This is a genomic window from Streptomyces sp. NPDC057424, assembly GCF_042803315.1.
Lineage (GTDB): Bacteria > Actinomycetota > Actinomycetes > Streptomycetales > Streptomycetaceae > Streptomyces.
Genome location: NZ_JBHVCP010000098.1, coordinates 1 through 16,772, shown reverse-complemented (window position 1 = coordinate 16,772; position 16,772 = coordinate 1). Strand labels below are relative to the sequence as shown.

Below are 16,772 nucleotides of genomic sequence, written 5' to 3'. Positions count from 1 at the left end.
GGCTTGTCCCAGGCGCCGGCGGGCCGTGCGGTGCTGCCGCCGGCGGGCCGGGGCCCGGCGGGGGGCCCCCACCCGGCGGCGGCCCCACCGCCCGGGACCGGCAGCAGCCTTGACGGGCCCCTGTGCAGGAGCCAGGGCGGCAGGAGCGACAGCGGGTTCTCGTACGCCTCGCCGCGGCGCAGTCCCCAGTGGACGCACGTGACTGCCGTGCAGTGCGAGCCGCGCGCGTCCACCGTGCCGATCACCTCGCCCGCTGCCACCTCCGCACCCTTCTCGACCGTTGCCGTCACCGGCTCGTACGTCGTGCGCAAGGGGGGATCGCCCGTCCCCGTGAGGTCCACCGCGACGACTCCCTTGCCGGCCACCCGGCCGGCGAAGGAGACCCGGCCCGGGGCCACCGCTCGAACCGGTGTGCCCGCGGGCGCCGCCAGATCCACGCCCCGGTGGCCCGGGCCGTAGGTCGTCGCCGGGGGCTCCCAGCCCCGCAGGACCCGGGGGCGTACGGCGACGGGCCAGGTGCGGCCGATCGCCGGAACGGTGGCGTCTGCAAGGGACGCCCCCGCCGCGAACAGCGGTGGTGGCGGGGCCAGCAGGGCCGCAGCCGTGACGATCACCAGCAGGATCAGGCGCGCACAGACACGAAGACATCGGTTCGCTCGCATGCGGAGAGCCTTCCGGAGCGCAGGCGTCGCCGCTCGCGGCTGTGGGCGGGGGCCCGGCTGTGGACAACGGCGTCACCCGGCACCCCGCGGGTCCCGTACACTTCTGGTGGCGACCTGAGTCATCAGGTCGACTTCGCACGCCCCGATACGAACCCCGGCAACGGGCCGTATCAGCGCCCCTCGGTCCCTCGTGGAACGGCGCGCAGTGGGCGTCAGGCGCGGAAGCCGTCCGGCATCCGCGGCACAACCGAGAAGCACAAGGAGATACGGCCATGGCCGTCGTCACGATGCGGGAGCTGCTGGAGAGCGGCGTCCACTTCGGTCACCAGACCCGTCGTTGGAACCCGAAGATGAAGCGCTTCATCTTCACGGAGCGCAACGGCATCTACATCATCGACCTGCTCCAGTCGCTGTCGTACATCGACCGCGCCTACGAGTTCGTCAAGGAGACCGTCGCCCACGGCGGCACGGTCATGTTCGTCGGCACGAAGAAGCAGGCGCAGGAGGCCATCGCCGAGCAGGCCACCCGCGTCGGCATGCCCTACGTCAACCAGCGCTGGCTGGGCGGCATGCTCACCAACTTCTCGACCGTCTACAAGCGGCTGCAGCGCCTCAAGGAGCTCGAGCAGATCGACTTCGAGGACGTCGCCGCGTCCGGTCTGACCAAGAAGGAGCTTCTCGTGCTCTCGCGCGAGAAGGCCAAGCTGGAGAAGACCCTCGGTGGTATCCGCGAGATGTCCAAGGTGCCCAGCGCCGTCTGGATCGTGGACACCAAGAAGGAGCACATCGCGGTTGGTGAGGCCCGGAAGCTGAACATTCCGGTCGTCGCGATTCTCGACACCAACTGCGACCCCGACGAGGTCGACTACAAGATCCCGGGCAACGACGACGCGATCCGCTCCGTCACCCTGCTCACCCGCGTCATCGCCGACGCCGTCGCCGAGGGCCTCATCTCCCGCAGCGGTGTCGCCACCGAGGGCAAGGGCGAGAAGGCCGCCGGCGAGCCGCTGGCCGAGTGGGAGCGCGACCTGCTCGAGGGCGAGAAGAAGGCCGACGAGGCTGCTCCGGCCGCCGAGGCCGCCCCCGCCGCGGAGGCCGCTCCGGCCGCCGAGGCTGCTCCGGCCGCCGAGGCTGCTCCGGCCGCCGAGGCCCCCGCTGCCGAGGCCGAGAAGCCGGCCGAGGACGAGAAGCCGGCCGAGGCCGAGCAGGCCTGACCCGTCAGTCCGAGTTGACGGCGGGAGCGGCACCGAATCCACCAGCGCCTTCGGCGCGGTGAAGTCCGCTCCCGCCGTTGACCCGTAGGTCGGCGGAAGGACAGCGCCTTCCGGCTCCATGGGGCGCATCCGCAGATCTTCGATCTTCCAGACTTCGAGAGAGATTCACAGACTCATGGCGAACTACACCGCCGCCGACGTCAAGAAGCTCCGTGAGCTCACGGGCGCCGGCATGATGGACTGCAAGAAGGCGCTGGACGAGGCCGAGGGCAACGTCGAGAAGGCCGTCGAGGCGCTCCGCATCAAGGGCCAGAAGGGCGTCGCCAAGCGCGAAGGCCGTTCCGCCGAGAACGGTGCCGTCGTCTCGATCATCGCCGACGACAACTCCTCCGGTGTCATCGTCGAGCTGAAGTGCGAGACGGACTTCGTCGCCAAGGGCGACAAGTTCCAGGCCGTGGCCAACACCATCGCCGAGCACGTCGCCAAGACCTCCCCGGCCGACCTCGAGGCCCTGCTCGCCTCCGAGATCGAGGCCGGCAAGACCGTCCAGGCGTTCGTCGACGAGGCCAACGCCAACCTGGGCGAGAAGATCGTCCTGGACCGCTTCGCGCAGTTCGCCGACGGCTACGTGACGGCGTACATGCACCGCACGATGCCCGACCTGCCCCCGCAGATCGGTGTCCTCGTCGAGCTGGACAAGCCGAACGCGGAGATCGCCAAGGGCGTTGCCCAGCACATCGCCGCCTTCGCGCCGAAGTACCTCTCCAAGGAGGACGTGCCGGCCGAGGTCGTCGAGTCCGAGCGCCGCGTCGCCGAGGAGACCACCCGCGCCGAGGGCAAGCCCGAGGCCGCCCTGCCGAAGATCGTCGAGGGTCGCCTCAACGGCTTCTTCAAGGACGCCACGCTGCTCGGCCAGCCGTACGCGCTCGACAACAAGAAGTCCGTCCAGAAGGTCCTGGACGAGGCCGGTGTCACCCTGAAGCGCTTCACGCGCATCAAGGTCGGCATCTGAGTCCGTACCGCGCTCGACGCCCGACCCCGATAGGGTCGACAGCAGTCGTCCGCGTGCGCCGTCACATGAGTGGCGGGCGACAGCAGATCTGACGAGGAGGCCATTGCCGTATGGGATGCGAAACACGCCCCACCGGCAATGGCCTTCTTGGTATGTGCAACACGTGAAAGAGGCGGGATCCCCCATGACCACCAAGGCCCAGAAGAGCGACGACGGCAAAGTACGCGGCCGGTTTCTGCTGAAGCTGTCCGGAGAGGCCTTCTCCGGTGGCGGGGGCCTTGGCGTCGACCCCGACGTGGTGCACAAGATCGCCCGCGAGATCGCGGCCGTCGTACGCGACGGCGCGGAGATCGCGATCGTCATCGGCGGCGGCAACTTCTTCCGCGGTGCCGAACTCCAGCAGCGCGGCATGGACCGGGCCCGCTCCGACTACATGGGCATGCTCGGCACCGTCATGAACTGCCTCGCTCTCCAGGACTTCCTGGAGAAGGTGGGCGTGGACTGCCGGGTGCAGACCGCCATCACCATGGGCCAGGTCGCCGAGCCCTACATCCCGCTGCGCGCCGTGCGGCACCTGGAGAAGGGCCGTGTGGTCATCTTCGGCGCCGGGATGGGCATGCCGTACTTCTCCACCGACACCACCGCCGCCCAGCGCGCCCTGGAGATCGACGCCGAGGCGCTGCTCATGGGCAAGAACGGTGTGGACGGGGTTTACGACTCCGACCCCAAGACCAACCCGGACGCGGTGAAGTTCGATCACCTCGGCTACGGCGAGGTCATCACGCGCGATCTGAAGGTCGCCGACGCCACGGCCGTGACGCTGTGCCGCGACAACAAGCTCCCGATCGTGGTCTTCGAGCTGCTGGCGGAGGGCAACATCGGACGCGCCGTCAAGGGTGAGAAGATCGGCACGCTGGTGGGGGACCCCGGCAGCCGGGACTGACACCCCGGGAACAACCCCGTCCGGGGGACGGACGGGACGGAGCCGGGCCGGGGGATGGACAATGTCCTGCCGGTCGGGAACCGTGCAGGAAGAAGACGCGACGCAGCCGGCCGCCGCCCCACATGGAACCGCAGCCGGGCCTACTCAAGACACGCAGGAGCAAGTGGTGATCGAAGAGACCCTCCTCGAGGCCGAGGAGAAGATGGAGAAGGCCGTCGTGGTCGCCAAGGAGGACTTCGCCGCGATCCGCACCGGCCGTGCGCACCCGGCGATGTTCAACAAGATCGTGGCCGACTACTACGGTGCGCCGACCCCGATCAACCAGCTGGCCTCGTTCTCGGTGCCCGAGCCGCGCATGGCCGTGGTGACCCCGTTCGACAAGAGCGCGCTGCGCAACATCGAGCAGGCGATCCGCGACTCCGACCTGGGCGTCAACCCGAGCAACGACGGCAACATCATCCGGGTGGTGTTCCCCGAGCTGACCGAGGAGCGCCGCCGCGAGTACATCAAGGTCGCCAAGAGCAAGGGTGAGGACGCCAAGGTCTCCATCCGCTCCGTGCGCCGCAAGGCCAAGGACGCCATCGACAAGCTGATCAAGGACGGCGAGGTCGGCGAGGACGAGGGCCGCCGTGCGGAGAAGGAGCTCGACGACACCACCGCGAAGTACGTCGCGCAGGTGGACGAGCTCCTGAAGCACAAGGAAGCGGAGCTGCTCGAGGTCTGATGAACGACTCTTCCTGGGGGGCGCCGCCACAGGCCGGGTACTGGGGGCCCACCGACCAAGGGCATGGTCACGGCCACGTCCAGGGCCCCGGCCACGGGCACGTCCAGGGGGCCGCTCCGGCGGGTCCCGCATACGATGCGTATGAAGCGCCTCAGACTCGCCCCATGCCCATCGTGCCCGACGTGACCGAATTCGGCGGAAACCAGGATGACGACCGGGGGGCTGCTCGACTGAGTGGCCCCCCGGTCCGAAACGACACGAATCCGGAGCCCATGCCCGACGCCCCGCAGCCGGCGCCCAAGCCGCCGAAGAAGAGCGCGGGTCGCGACCTGAGTGCCGCGATAGGGGTCGGTGTCGGGCTCGGTGCGGTGATCGTCGCGTCGCTGTTCGTCGTCAAGGCCGTGTTCGTCGGTGTCGTCGCGGTGGCCGTGGTGGTGGGCCTGTGGGAGCTGACCAAGCGGCTGGAGGAACGCAAGGGCATCCGGGCGCCCCTGGTGCCGCTCGCGCTCGGCGGTGCCGCGATGGTCGTCGCCGGGTACGTCCGGGGCGCGGAGGGCGCGTGGGTGGCGATGGCGCTCACGGCACTGGCCGTCCTGGTCTGGCGCATGACCGAACCGCCCGAGGGCTACCTGAGGGACGTCACCGCAGGCGTCTTCGCGGCGTTCTACGTGCCCTTCCTCGCGACCTTCGTCGCGATGATGCTGACCGCGGACGACGGGGCGCAGCGGGTGCTCACCTTCCTGCTGCTCACGGTCGTCAGCGACACCGGGGCCTACGCCGTCGGCTGGCGGTTCGGCCGGCACAAGCTGGCCCCGCGCATCAGCCCCGGCAAGACCCGCGAGGGCCTGCTCGGCGCGGTTTCCTTCGCCATGGTCGCGGGGGCACTGTGCATGCAGTTCCTCATCGACGACGGTGCCTGGTGGCAGGGGCTCGTGCTGGGCCTCGCGGTCGCGGTCACGGCCACGCTCGGCGACCTCGGCGAGTCCATGATCAAGCGGGACCTCGGCATCAAGGACATGGGCACGCTGCTGCCGGGCCACGGCGGCATCATGGACCGGCTCGACTCGCTGCTGCCCACGGCGCCGGTGGTGTGGCTGCTGCTCGTGCTCTTCGTCGGCTCCGGCTGAACCGGCCGTCTTCGTCAGTGAGCTCCCGTCCGGCCGGGCGGGAGCTCACTGACGTCCCGGGGAGACGTCGGGGGGAGTGAGGTGGGACGATTCAGGTGTACCTCCCAAAGGAGGCCATCATGGCCATCATCCGAGAGAGCATCGACGTCGACCGCCGTCCCGAGGAGGTCTACCAGTACCTCATGGACGCTCAGCGCCTGCCGGAGTGGCAGCTGAGCGCCGTGTCCGCGGAGCGCCTCGACGAAGGGCCCGTCGGCGTCGGCACCCAGGTCCGGGTGACCCGGCACCTCGGCCGCCGCGTCATGCCGATGACGATGGAGGTCACCGAGTACGACCCGCCGCACAGCTGGGGCATGCGCGGCGTCGACGGCCCCGTCCGGGCACAGGTGCACGGCCAGGTCGAGCCCTACGACGAGGGCCGCCGCTCGCACGTCACGATCGACATCGACTTCGAGGGCCACGGCATGGGCAAGGTCCTCGTCCCGCTCGTCGCACGCCCTCAGGTCCGCAAGGAACTCCCGCGAAACGAGCAGCTCCTCAAGGACCGTCTGGAGCACACGGGCGAGTAAGGGGTCGCTGCACTACGAGCGCCCTCAGCGAGGTCCGCCAACAGTTCTCGATCTGCTTCCGAGCAGGCATCGTCGGCGGCGAGCTGCGCGCGAGCAACGAGAGCAAGGAGGTGGCGTTCGTCCATCCCAGTCGGCTGGACAGCCTGAACATCCATCCGTCGATGCGGATGCGGATCGATCACGGCCTGGCTGACCACCCTGAGCCCTACGTCGGCTGATCGTCTAGGCGAGCAAGCGTCCGACCAACAGCGGCGCCGAGGTACGGCCGCGCCTTGCTGATCGCGGTGTGCCTCGCTACCCGGCTCGTACCGCTCCAAGATCTCATCAATGCGACTGTCGAAGACGAAGCACTGACCGGCCGGGCCGGTCGTCATGTCCGCGTAGATCAGCGCATCCAGGACCGAGGAGTCCTCTCGGTCATACACCTCCAGCTCAGCAGTCAGGCCGCGCTGCTCGGCCTCATACACGGCGCCGGAGTGGTGAGCGACCAGGCGCACGAGCCGGGACGGCGCACCAAGCGTCTCCAGGTATCGCGCACCGTCGAGGGGATGAAAGCCCGTGTCCCGCAGTTCCGGGGCGTAGCCGATGTCGTGCAGCCACGCGGCAGCGACGAGAGATCGCGATCATCCTTAGACACTGCCGCCGACGCTTCGCGGGCACGAGCGGCAACGGCCTGAGTGTGCAGCCACGATTCCCGAGCGGAGGCAACAGAGACTCGGCCAGCTCGGCCGCACCTTGAGGCGTGTCTAGGGCAGAGGACATAGATCGCACGGTAGCCCAGCGGGCACACAGTCGGCAGCCCCGGACGGGTCCAAGGGATCATTGTCGAGTCTCAGCTGATGGTCGACAGGTTGGCGTCGGGTGATGCTTGACGTCGGCCCTAGACGATCTTCCGGCGGTTGTGTTCGCTGGACTTGCGGACCACCACCTCCTTCCTGGTGACACGCGGGACGGTGGTGATCAGCTCCTGGCCGTGGAAGACCCGGATGACGTCCTCGCTCAGGTGGCCGCGCTTCCCCGCTCCGCTCCGGGCGCCGCTCCTGCCTTCGGCCCGCTCCGCCCGGCTGCGCCGACGCGCGCCCACATGTGAAACAGGCCGGGTCATGAGTCGAGACCGCAGAGCGCGGCAACGCTCAAAGCATGCCTCCGGCGGGGGCGCTCAGGCTCCGAGATGGAGGGGGCGCGGAGGCGCGCTGGCCGGAGTAGTGGCGTGCGCGGGGAGCTGCCATCCCGCCTGCCATCGACCCAGGCAGAGCCGAGCAGACGCGGCCCCTGGCGTCCAGGTCGTTCGTACAGTGGCGCGCTCCACCTGGACGCCAGGAACCACGCCCGCTCCACGGTGTGTGGGTCGACGGCAGACGGGATGGTGGGAATCTCTGGCTTGGCAGGCGCGCGCTATCAACCGGCAGCCAGTGAAGAGACCAGCACCGCCCCGAACCCGAGGACGACCAACTGCACGATGCCAGGAATGCGCCATCCCAGGGCGAGGAGGCCACCGCCTGTCAGTACTGAGCCGCCCCCCAGAAGCCACAATGCCTGCGACGCCGCCCGCGACGCACTCGACGGAACGACGCCGTCGCTTTCGTAGCTGTCGGCCCATCCCGCCATCCCAACGCCGTACACCGCCCAAGCGATGAGCATGAAGTCGATGACGAGTAGCGCCACGCTGACTCCGATCTGCTGGCCGGTTGACGGCTCATTCGCCCGTCTCATGCCCACTGCCGTCCCGTCTGCAGGTGACGATCCACTAAGACGTCGTCTCATTTGGTGAGTCTGCGGTAGCAGATGAGGCTGCAGGCGATGGCGGTGAAGGCCAGGAAGTGTTCGGCCTTGCGTTCGTAGCGGCGGTGCAGGCGGCGGCAACCGGCCAGCCAGGACATCGTGCGCTCGATCGTCCAGCGGTGTCGGCCAAGCCGGGTGGAGGACTCGATGCCCTTGCGGGCGATGCGGTGGCGGATGCCTCGCTTGCGCAGCCACCGGCGCAGGTGGTCGTAGCCGTAGCCCTTGTCCGCGTGCAGCTTGGCGGGCCGTCGTCTGCGCGGGCCGCGGCGGGATCGGATCGGCGGGATGCCGCGCACAAGCGGCTCGAGTGCCTGGCTGTCGTGCAGGTTCGCTCCGGAGATCCCGATCGAGAGGGGTAAACCCGTCCGCTCGGTGATCAAGTGGACCTTCGAGCCCTTCTTGCCCCGGTCAACAGGATTCGGACCTGTCAGGTCCCCCCTTTCAGGGCCCGTATGTTCACCGAGTCGATCGCGCAGCGCGACCAGTCCAGGTCTCCGCGCGAACCCAGCTCGTCGAGGATGACGCGGTGCAGCTTTGCCCAGACCCGGGCGGCGGTCCACTCAGTGAAGCGCCGGTGCGCGGTCGGCCCCGACGGGCCGAAGACCGGCGGCAACTGCCGCCAGGTGCAGCCCGTCGTGGCCACGAAGATGATCGCGGCCAGAACCTCACGATCTCCGTACCGGCGCCGACCGCCGCCCTGCGGCCGCGATGGAGCAGGCGGGACCACCCGCTGGAACAGCTCCCACAACTCGTCCGGCACCATGCGCTCGACCATCACCACACGGTGCAGATTACCCAGCACTCCAATTGAGACGACGTCTAAGTACATGCGGTCAGCATGGTGGTTGCAGCGGGCACTGCACATGAGCACAGCTACTCAGATGCGCCGCTCTCGCCGGGCATCAGGCCGGATCTGTCGCCTGTGCCCCAGTCGTGCCCGATCAAGCGGGAAACCACGGGGAACACCGGGCAGTCACGGTAGCCGGACATGAGCACGACCCCCGACCAAAGTCAAAGGTCAGGGGCCGTTATCACTGCTTATCGCGCGGAGGCGGTGGGATTTGAACCCACGGTGACATCGCTGCCACGACGGTTTTCAAGATCGTGCGGGGTGAGCTCAGTCGACCTACCAAGGTGTCGTTGACACGGGAACTGACAACAGCAGCGCACAGCCGTGGCCGACCGCGATCAATCACCCGTCGCGCAATAGCCGGCCTTGCCTCGCCATGGCATACCCAAAAACGGAAGCTCGCCTCTACGCCTGGGCTCTGCACGTCTGGACCGCCGTGGAGGTACTGGGAGGCGTGAACGTTGTTTATCTGCGAACCCTTACTCGCCGCCCGAGCCACTGGGGTGCCGCTGCCTCATCCCCTGCTCTATCTCGGCAATACGCGCTCCCACTACAGGGTCATGCATCAAGCGAGGTGGAAGTTTGGTCGAGCTGTTGAACTTGGCGCTCAGTAGCTGCTCACGTGTGAGATGAATGGTTTGCGAAAAGTCTGCATGCCCTACAGTCGCCGAGGTGAGAATGGCGCCCAGTACAATCGCTCGTCCGACGCTGGCCCCGCTCAAGTCCACCTCGTCAAGACGCGCTTCGCTCAAGTCTGCTTGGTCGAGGCGAACGCCGTCTAGATACGCCCCCCGCAGATCGGCTCCGAAAAGCGAAGCTCCTTCCAGGGAGGAATCCGCTAGGTTTGCGCCAGCCAGCCTGGCTTCCAGGAGATCGGCTCCACGTAGGTTCGTACGGCTCAAGTTCAGCCGAGCCTCCTCTTCAATGCACTCCGGGCGACGCCCGAGAACTGCGAGTGCCGCCTGGACATCTTCTTCCGGCGACGACCGCGCCTCGTTCGGGCTCGAACCATCAGGAGCCACTGGGATCTCTGGAGCCGAATCCCTTATGAAGGCCGCTAGAACCTCCACGATCGTCGCGTGATCCTTCTCGCTGTCACGCATGATCCGCTCCAAAGAATAGATGCCCCCGAGCCGCTGGGTAAGGCTGCCGGATGACAGAAGCTTGATCGCCTCTACATAGCGTTCCGTGACCTGCCCTTCGCGTGCTACCTCCGCCTGTTCGCGATCCTTCTCGCGGGTGTGCTCGAAGAGCTTCTCGGTGTGCCGATGGCTCTTGTGTGTGTAGTACAGGCCGAGCGCGGCGAGGGCTCCAGCTCCGATGGCGACGAGCATGGTGCGGAAGCCGGTGATGACGACGCCGTCGGCGGGCTGGAGGTTCTTCTGACGGAGGTGGGCCCCGTCGATCCACCAAGGGCCGCGCCAGAGGAGCAGCGCGTAGCCCACGATCACGAGGGCAAGCACCGCACCCAGGGTGATCCGCTTCGTCTTGGGCTTCATACGGGCAGCATGGCCCGAAGCGCCGCATCTCAACCGCTAACCCCGATACCCAGAGCAGAAGCTGAGGTTCCAGGAAGCGCAACTGGCGGAGTGGGTGAGTGGGCGCCCGTCGCTCAGATGTTCGATCATGAAATGTAGTTCCGGTCGGCCAGTGTCACAGCGGCGGATGCCCTGTGCCACCGATCTGCACAATTGCTTCGGTGAGTGCCGCAAGGGCCGCGACGAGCTTAGGCCCGCTCGACAGTGCCGACCGCAGTCGCTGTGTGTGGGGCGAGAGGCCGTCAAACTGCACGGAAGCTCCCGCAGCGGAGGCACAGCCGGGCCGTCTGTGGGCCGTCCGAGGAGAGCCACCGACGACAAGAGACAACCAACAACGACCACTGCACGCGGCTCGGCCCCCAGGTCGCACGATTCGATCTGCGACACTGGTACGGCCATGCCTAAGCCCGGAGAACTCACTTTCGTCGCCCCGCGCGGAGCCAAGAAGCCGCCGCGGCATCTCGCCGATCTCACTCCTGCCGAGCGCAAGGAGGCCGTAGCCGCGGTCGGGGAGAAGCCGTTTCGTGCCAAGCAGCTGTCGCAGCACTACTTCGCGCGGTACGCGCATGATCCGGAGCAGTGGACCGATATTCCGGCCGGTGCCCGGGGGCGCCTGCAGGAGGCGTTGCTGCCCGAGCTGATGACCGTCGTGCGGCATCTGTCGACCGACCAGGGCACCACCCGCAAGACGCTGTGGCGGCTGTTCGACGGGACGCTCGTCGAGTCCGTGCTGATGCGCTACCCGGACCGCGTGACCATGTGCATCAGCTCGCAGGCCGGATGCGGTATGAACTGCCCGTTCTGCGCGACCGGACAGGCCGGTCTCGACCGGAATCTGTCCACCGCCGAGATCGTGCACCAGATCGTGGACGGCATGCGGGCCCTGCGGGACGGGGAGGTCCCCGGCGGCCCCGCGCGGCTCAGCAACATCGTCTTCATGGGCATGGGCGAGCCGCTCGCCAACTACAACCGGGTCATCGGATCCATCCGGCGGCTCACCGACCCCGAGCCCGACGGCCTCGGTCTGTCCCAGCGGGGCATCACCGTCTCCACCGTCGGCCTCGTCCCGGCCATCCACCGGTTCGCCGACGAAGGCTTCAAGTGCCGCCTCGCCATCTCGCTGCACGCTCCCGACGACGAGCTGCGTGACACCCTCGTGCCGGTGAACACGCGCTGGAAGGTCCGGGAGGTGCTGGACGCCGGTTTCGAGTACAGCGCCAAGTCCGGGCGGCGGCTGTCCATCGAGTACGCGCTGATCCGGGACATCAACGACCAGGCCTGGCGGGGTGACCGGCTCGGCCGGCTGCTCAAGGGTAAGCCGGTACACGTCAACCTGATCCCGCTGAACCCGACGCCCGGTTCCAAGTGGACCGCCTCGCGGCCCGAGGACGAGAAGGCGTTCGTGGAGGCGATCGCCGCCCATGGTGTGCCGGTGACGATCCGGGACACCCGTGGTCAGGAGATCGACGGGGCGTGTGGTCAGCTCGCTGCCACCGAGCGGTAGTCTGACCGGGGTCAGTACATCTTCATCACCGGCACCATCACATCCACACCTGCATATTCCGACAGGGGAGCGCCACAGCGCTGAGAGTGCGGCACACGGCCGCAGACCCTCCGAACCTGGCCCAGGTCATTCTGGGTAGGGAGATCGGTCGCCACTCGAGCTGTTGCGCCCTGCCCGGGACCGCGGAAGTCCCGGGCAGGGCCGCGTCTTCTCCTGGTCACTCCAGGAGGAATCCAGTGAGCATCTACGCAAAGCGGCTGACGGCGGCGGTCGTCGGGCTCGGCATGGCCGGCACGCTCGCCGCGTGCGGGTCGTCCGACGGCGGCCAGGGGGCCGGCGACTCCAAGACCGTGACGCTCGTCAGCCACGACTCGTGGGCCGCGTCCAAGGACGTCATCGCCGCCTTCGAGAAGCAGTCCGGTTACAAGGTCGACGTCCTGAAGGACGGCGACGCCGGTCAGGCCGTGAACAAGGCCATCCTGACCAAGGACAACCCGCAGGGCGACGTCTTCTTCGGCGTCGACAACACACTCCTGTCCCGCGCCCTCGACAACGGCCTGTTCCAGTCGTACGAGGCGAAGGGTTCGGAGCAGATCAAGGCGGAGTACCGGGTCGATCAGGAACGACATCGCGTCACGCCCGTCGACACCGGCGACATCTGCGTCAACTACGACAAGAAGTACTTCGCCGACCACAAGCTGCAGCCGCCGCGCAGCTTCGACGACCTGGTCAAGCCGGAGTACAAGAACCTGCTCGTCACGGAGAACGCCTCCGCCTCCTCGCCCGGCCTCGGTTTCCTGCTCGGCACCGCCGCCACGTACGGCGACGACGGCTGGGAAGGCTACTGGAAGAAGCTCAAGGCCAACGGCGTGAAGGTCGTCGACGGCTGGGAGCAGGCCTACAACGAGGAGTTCTCCGGCTCGGCCGGCGGCAAGAAGGCCAAGGGCGACCGGCCGCTCGTCGTGTCGTACGCCTCCTCGCCGCCCGCCGAGGTCGTCTTCGCCGATCCGAAGCCGAGTACGGCGCCGACCGGGGTCGCCGAGGGCACCTGCTTCCGGCAGGTCGAGTACGCGGGGCTGCTCAGTAACGCGAAGAACACCAAGGGCGGCAAGGCGTTCCTGGACTTCCTGCTCACGCAGCGGTTCCAGGAGGACATGCCGATGAACATGTTCGTGTACCCGGTGCGCCAGGGTGCCCAGGTGCCGCCGGACTTCGTGAAGTACGGGCCGCAGGCGAAGGACCCCGAGACCATGGACCCGGCGAAGATCGCCGACCACCGTGACCAGTGGGTCAAGTCGTGGACCTCGCTCGTACTGAAGTAGCCGCCCGGAAGCGGGGCGCGGCGGCGCGGTTCGGTCTGCTGGCCGCGCCCGTCGCGTTCTTCGCGGTCTTCTTCGCCTACCCCGTCTCCGCGATCGTCGCGCGCGGCCTGAAGGCCGACGGGACCTGGCACCTCGGGCGGATCGGGGAGGTGCTGGCGCAGTCCGACGTCCGGCACGTGCTGTGGTTCACCACCTGGCAGGCGCTGGTCTCGACCGCGCTCACCCTGCTCGTCGCGCTGCCCGGCGCGTACGTCTTCGCCCGCTTCGACTTCCCCGGCAAGCAGGTCCTGCGGGCGGTCGTGACCGTGCCGTTCGTGCTGCCGACGGTCGTCGTCGGTACGGCGTTCCTGGCGCTGGTCGGGCGGGGCGGGCTGCTCGACGAGCTGTGGGGCGTGCGGCTGGACACCACCGTGTGGGCGATCCTGCTCGCGCACGTCTTCTTCAACTACGCGGTCGTCGTCCGGACGGTCGGCGGGCTCTGGGCGCAGCTCGACCCCCGGCAGGAGGAGGCCGCGCGGATGCTCGGGGCGTCTCCGCTGAAGGCCTGGCGGCAGATCACCCTGCCCGCCCTCGCCCCGGCCGTGGCCGCCGCCTCGCTCATGGTCTTCCTGTTCACCTTCACCTCCTTCGGCGTCGTGCAGATCCTCGGCGGGCCCACCTTCTCCACTCTGGAGGTGGAGATCTACCGGCAGACGTCCGAGATCTTCGACCTGTCCACGGCGGCCGTGCTGACCCTCGTCCAGTTCGTCGCGGTCGGCGCGATCCTCGCCCTGCACGCCTGGACCGTGCGGCGCCGCGAGACCGCGCTGCGGCTCGTGGACGCGGCCGTGACCGCGCGCCGGCCGCGCGGCGCGGGACAGCGGGCACTGCTGGGCGGGGTGCTCGTCACGGTCGCCGTGCTGCTCGTGCTGCCGCTGGCCGTGCTGGTGCAGCGATCCCTGGACGCGCCGGGCTTCGGCTACTACCGGGCGCTGACCAGCGAGGACGGGGGAGTGTTCCTGGTCCCGCCGATCGAGGCGATCGGCAACTCCCTGTCGTACGCCGTCGCCGCCACGCTCATCGCCGTGGTGATCGGCGGCCTCGCCGCTGTCGCACTCACTCGCCGGGGCGCCGGAAGGTTCGTGCGCGGCTTCGACGCGCTGCTGATGCTGCCGCTCGGTGTGTCAGCCGTGACGGTCGGCTTCGGGTTCCTCATCTCCCTCGACGAGCCGCCGCTGGACCTCAGATCCTCCTGGATCCTGGTGCCGCTCGCGCAGGCGCTGGTCGGGGTGCCGTTCGTCGTACGGACCATGCTGCCCGTCCTGAGGGCGGTCGACGCGCGGCTGCGGGAAGCGGCCTCCGTGCTCGGGGCCTCGCCCTGGCGGGTGTGGCGGGAGGTGGACCTGCCGATGGTGCGGCGGGCGCTGCTGATCGCGGCCGGGTTCGCCTTCGCCGTGTCCCTCGGGGAGTTCGGCGCGACGGTGTTCATCGCACGGCCCGACCGGCCGACGCTGCCGGTGGCCGTGGCCCGGCTGCTCGGGCGGCCCGGTGATCTCAACTACGGCCAGGCGATGGCCCTTTCGACGATTCTGATGGTGGTGTGCGCGGTGGCCCTGCTGGTGCTGGAGCGACTCCGCACGGACCGGACGGGGGAGTTCTGATGCTGCTGGCTCTGCGGGGCGCGACGGTCCGTTTCGGCGGGCGTGCCGTACTGGACGCCGTTGATCTGGAGGTCGCCGAGCACGAGATCGTGTGCGTGCTCGGCCCCAGCGGCAGTGGCAAGTCGACCCTGCTGCGGGCGGTGGCCGGGCTGCAGCCCCTCGACTCCGGGCGGGTGGTGCTCGACGGACACGACCAGGCGGGAGTGCCCGCGCACCGGCGGGGCGTCGGGCTGATGTTCCAGGACCACCAGCTGTTCCCGCAGCGGGACGTGGGCGGCAACGTGGCGTTCGGGCTGCGGATGCGCGGCGAGCCGAAGCGGCGACAGGCCGATCGGGTGCGGGAGTTGCTCGATCTGGTGGGACTGCCGGGCGCAGGCCGCCGGGCTGTCGCAGCGCTGTCCGGCGGGGAGCAGCAGCGCGTGGCGCTGGCCCGGGCCCTTGCGCCGAGCCCCCGGCTGCTGATGCTGGACGAGCCGCTGGGGCAGCTCGACCGGTCGCTGAGGGAGCGGCTGGTCGTCGAACTGAAGGAACTCTTCGGCCGGTTGGGCACGACCGTGCTCGCCGTGACGCACGACCAGGGGGAGGCCTTCGCGCTGGCCGGCCGGGTCGTGGTGATGCGGGACGGGCGGATCGCGCAGTCCGGTACGCCTCTCGAGGTGTGGCAGCGGCCGGCCGACGCGTTCGTCGCCCGCTTCCTCGGCTTCGAGAACGTGGTCGAGGCAACGGTCGGGGCCGAGGCCGCGGACACACCGTGGGGCAAGGTGCCGGTGCCGGGGGGCGCCCCGCAGGGCACGCGCACGCTGCTCGTGCGGCCCGCCGGAGTGCGCCTGGTGCCTGTCGGCTCGGGCCTGCGCTGCACGGTGGCCGCGCGCACCTTCAAGGGCACCCATGTCGCCGTGCACCTCCAGCCCGAGGACGCCCCACGCCTGGAGGCGGCGTGCACGCTGCGGGCGGCGCCGGACGTCGGTGACGAGGCCGGGGTGGAGTTCGACGCGGCTGAAATCGTGGTGCTCGGCTGATCGGCCGCCGCTTAAGGTGCGGGGCATGACGCTGCTCGCACATGATCGCTACTGCGATGAAATCGCCCACCAGGTCGCTCAGTTGAGAAGTGTGGTGACGTCCGGCGCCGATCTGTCCGGCAGGGTGCCGACCTGCCCGGACTGGTCGCTGGAGGACCTGGTCCGGCACATGGGCGGCGCCCTGCGCTGGGTGGAGTACATCGTGCGGACCCGGGCCGGAGAGGAAGTGCCCGAGGAGCGGGTGCCGGGTCTCGCCGGGCCCGGGAGCCGGGGGGACGCCGCCGTACTGGACGCATGGCTGGCGGAGAGCGGCGAGCAGGTCGTCGCGTCGTTGCGGGAGGCCGGGCCTGACAGGAAGGTGTGGGCCTGGGCGGGGATCCCGACCTCCGGGTTCTGGGCCCGCCGGCTGACGCACGAGATCACCGTGCACCGCGCGGATGCCACGCTCGCCGCGGAACTGTCCTACGAGGTCGCGCCCGAGGTGGCCGCCGACGCGATCGACGAGTGGCTGCAGATCGTGGAGTACGTGCAGCGGACCGAGCCGCACGACACGGTGGGGGAACTGCGCGGCCCTCGCCGCACCATCCATCTGCACGCCACCGACACCGGGCCGGGCCTCGACGCCGAGTGGCTCGTGGAACTCGCCGAGGACGGTGTCACCTGGCGCCGGGGCCATGAGAAGGCCACCGTCGCCCTGCGCGGGCCACTCACGTCCGTCCTGCTCGCGTTCTACCGGAGGCTGCCGCTCGACGCCCCCGGTCTGGAGGTGCTGGGGGAGCGCGAAGTGCTGGAGTTCTGGCTGGAGCGGGCGACGTTCGGATGAGACGGGACGTGGCCCGCCCCCGGTCGGGGGACGGGCCACGTCC

At 69.0% G+C, this 16,772-nt stretch carries 16 protein-coding genes, 1 pseudogene and 1 riboswitch; of the genes and pseudogenes, 12 read left to right on the top strand and 5 right to left on the bottom strand.

What is annotated here, in order from left to right; translation table 11 throughout:
- On the bottom strand, positions 1-662 hold a 662-nt coding region (locus tag ACFU3E_RS37350), incomplete at its 3' end, for a murein hydrolase activator EnvC family protein (RefSeq protein ID WP_384168925.1).
- Positions 663-934: 272 nt separating this feature from the next.
- Here ACFU3E_RS37350 and rpsB point away from each other — a divergent pair.
- From rpsB to ACFU3E_RS37315, 7 genes and pseudogenes are all read left to right on the top strand, one after another.
- On the top strand, positions 935-1,876 hold the full coding sequence (gene rpsB / locus ACFU3E_RS37345; protein WP_384168922.1) for a 30S ribosomal protein S2: 942 nt from the start codon (positions 935-937) through the stop codon (positions 1,874-1,876).
- Positions 1,877-2,051: 175 nt separating this feature from the next.
- Complete coding sequence (gene tsf / locus ACFU3E_RS37340; protein WP_384168919.1) at positions 2,052-2,888, top strand: translation elongation factor Ts; 837 nt, start codon at positions 2,052-2,054, stop codon at positions 2,886-2,888.
- Positions 2,889-3,072: 184 nt separating this feature from the next.
- Positions 3,073-3,831 (top strand): UMP kinase, encoded by a 759-nt coding sequence (gene pyrH, locus ACFU3E_RS37335; RefSeq protein ID WP_030852122.1) that lies wholly within the window; start codon positions 3,073-3,075, stop codon positions 3,829-3,831.
- Between the two features lie 166 nt (positions 3,832-3,997).
- A complete protein-coding gene (frr, locus tag ACFU3E_RS37330; protein ID WP_031120910.1) occupies positions 3,998-4,555 on the top strand; it encodes a ribosome recycling factor in 558 nt (185 codons plus the stop codon).
- On the top strand, positions 4,555-5,682 hold the full coding sequence (locus ACFU3E_RS37325; protein ID WP_384168915.1) for a phosphatidate cytidylyltransferase: 1,128 nt from the start codon (positions 4,555-4,557) through the stop codon (positions 5,680-5,682). The genes frr and ACFU3E_RS37325 overlap by 1 nt, the downstream gene beginning before the upstream one ends.
- Positions 5,683-5,801: 119 nt before the next feature.
- Positions 5,802-6,251, top strand: coding sequence for an SRPBCC family protein (locus ACFU3E_RS37320; RefSeq protein ID WP_384168912.1), 450 nt, complete (start codon positions 5,802-5,804; stop codon positions 6,249-6,251).
- Positions 6,252-6,280: 29 nt separating this feature from the next.
- Positions 6,281-6,469 (top strand): annotated as a pseudogene (locus tag ACFU3E_RS37315) (NUDIX hydrolase); the annotation flags it as partial.
- A 662-nt stretch (positions 6,470-7,131) separates the two neighbouring features.
- Here the strand turns inward: ACFU3E_RS37315 and ACFU3E_RS37310 are convergent.
- The 4 genes from ACFU3E_RS37310 to ACFU3E_RS37295 all read right to left on the bottom strand — a co-directional run bounded on the left by ACFU3E_RS37310 (position 7,132) and on the right by ACFU3E_RS37295 (position 10,382).
- A complete protein-coding gene (locus ACFU3E_RS37310; protein WP_384168909.1) occupies positions 7,132-7,356 on the bottom strand; it encodes a hypothetical protein in 225 nt (74 codons plus the stop codon).
- Positions 7,357-7,649: 293 nt separating this feature from the next.
- Positions 7,650-7,916: a hypothetical protein gene (locus tag ACFU3E_RS37305; RefSeq protein WP_384168906.1), complete on the bottom strand. Its 267-nt coding sequence runs from the start codon at positions 7,914-7,916 to the stop codon at positions 7,650-7,652.
- A 95-nt stretch (positions 7,917-8,011) separates the two neighbouring features.
- Positions 8,012-8,808, bottom strand: a protein-coding gene (locus ACFU3E_RS37300; RefSeq protein WP_384168933.1) for an IS5 family transposase whose coding sequence is annotated in 2 segments (ribosomal slippage) — positions 8,012-8,470 and positions 8,473-8,808 — 795 coding nt in all. Because the reading frame shifts where the segments join, the coding sequence is not laid out codon by codon here.
- Positions 8,809-9,362: 554 nt separating this feature from the next.
- Entirely contained in the window at positions 9,363-10,382 is a 1,020-nt protein-coding gene (locus ACFU3E_RS37295) for a pentapeptide repeat-containing protein (protein WP_384168903.1), read from the bottom strand.
- Positions 10,383-10,818: 436 nt separating this feature from the next.
- On the opposite strand from ACFU3E_RS37295, the gene rlmN reads away from it, so the two are divergent.
- The 5 genes from rlmN (at position 10,819) to ACFU3E_RS37270 (ending at position 16,729) form a co-directional block, all read left to right on the top strand.
- On the top strand, positions 10,819-11,925 hold the full coding sequence (gene rlmN / locus ACFU3E_RS37290; RefSeq protein WP_107459252.1) for a 23S rRNA (adenine(2503)-C(2))-methyltransferase RlmN: 1,107 nt from the start codon (positions 10,819-10,821) through the stop codon (positions 11,923-11,925).
- 53 nt (positions 11,926-11,978) lie between these two features.
- A riboswitch (TPP riboswitch) is annotated at positions 11,979-12,085 on the top strand.
- Between the two features lie 124 nt (positions 12,086-12,209).
- Positions 12,210-13,247, top strand: coding sequence for a thiamine ABC transporter substrate binding subunit (locus ACFU3E_RS37285; protein ID WP_384168931.1), 1,038 nt, complete (start codon positions 12,210-12,212; stop codon positions 13,245-13,247).
- A gap of 38 nt (positions 13,248-13,285) precedes the next feature.
- Positions 13,286-14,887 carry an ABC transporter permease gene (locus ACFU3E_RS37280; protein ID WP_384168928.1) on the top strand — a complete coding sequence of 534 codons (1,602 nt, stop codon included), beginning with the start codon at positions 13,286-13,288 and terminating at the stop codon, positions 14,885-14,887.
- Complete coding sequence (locus ACFU3E_RS37275; protein WP_384168899.1) at positions 14,887-15,906, top strand: ABC transporter ATP-binding protein; 1,020 nt, start codon at positions 14,887-14,889, stop codon at positions 15,904-15,906. Before ACFU3E_RS37280 ends, ACFU3E_RS37275 begins: the two co-directional genes overlap by 1 nt.
- 25 nt (positions 15,907-15,931) lie before the next feature.
- Complete coding sequence (locus ACFU3E_RS37270) at positions 15,932-16,729, top strand: maleylpyruvate isomerase family mycothiol-dependent enzyme (protein ID WP_384168896.1); 798 nt, start codon at positions 15,932-15,934, stop codon at positions 16,727-16,729.
- Positions 16,730-16,772 lie beyond the last annotated feature (43 nt).

Bases quoted from the DNA above. Each gene is read 5' to 3' on its own strand.
- ACFU3E_RS37270 (WP_384168896.1), top strand. From the start codon at position 15,932: ATGACGCTGCTCGCACATGATCGCTACTGCGATGAAATCGCCCACCAG.
- ACFU3E_RS37310 (WP_384168909.1), bottom strand. From the start codon at position 7,356: ATGACCCGGCCTGTTTCACATGTGGGCGCGCGTCGGCGCAGCCGGGCG.
- ACFU3E_RS37275 (WP_384168899.1), top strand. From the start codon at position 14,887: ATGCTGCTGGCTCTGCGGGGCGCGACGGTCCGTTTCGGCGGGCGTGCC.
- ACFU3E_RS37320 (WP_384168912.1), top strand. From the start codon at position 5,802: ATGGCCATCATCCGAGAGAGCATCGACGTCGACCGCCGTCCCGAGGAG.
- ACFU3E_RS37285 (WP_384168931.1), top strand. From the start codon at position 12,210: ATGGCCGGCACGCTCGCCGCGTGCGGGTCGTCCGACGGCGGCCAGGGG.
- tsf (WP_384168919.1), top strand. From the start codon at position 2,052: ATGGCGAACTACACCGCCGCCGACGTCAAGAAGCTCCGTGAGCTCACG.
- ACFU3E_RS37295 (WP_384168903.1), bottom strand. From the start codon at position 10,382: ATGAAGCCCAAGACGAAGCGGATCACCCTGGGTGCGGTGCTTGCCCTC.
- pyrH (WP_030852122.1), top strand. From the start codon at position 3,073: ATGACCACCAAGGCCCAGAAGAGCGACGACGGCAAAGTACGCGGCCGG.
- rlmN (WP_107459252.1), top strand. From the start codon at position 10,819: ATGCCTAAGCCCGGAGAACTCACTTTCGTCGCCCCGCGCGGAGCCAAG.
- ACFU3E_RS37325 (WP_384168915.1), top strand. From the start codon at position 4,555: ATGAACGACTCTTCCTGGGGGGCGCCGCCACAGGCCGGGTACTGGGGG.
- rpsB (WP_384168922.1), top strand. From the start codon at position 935: ATGGCCGTCGTCACGATGCGGGAGCTGCTGGAGAGCGGCGTCCACTTC.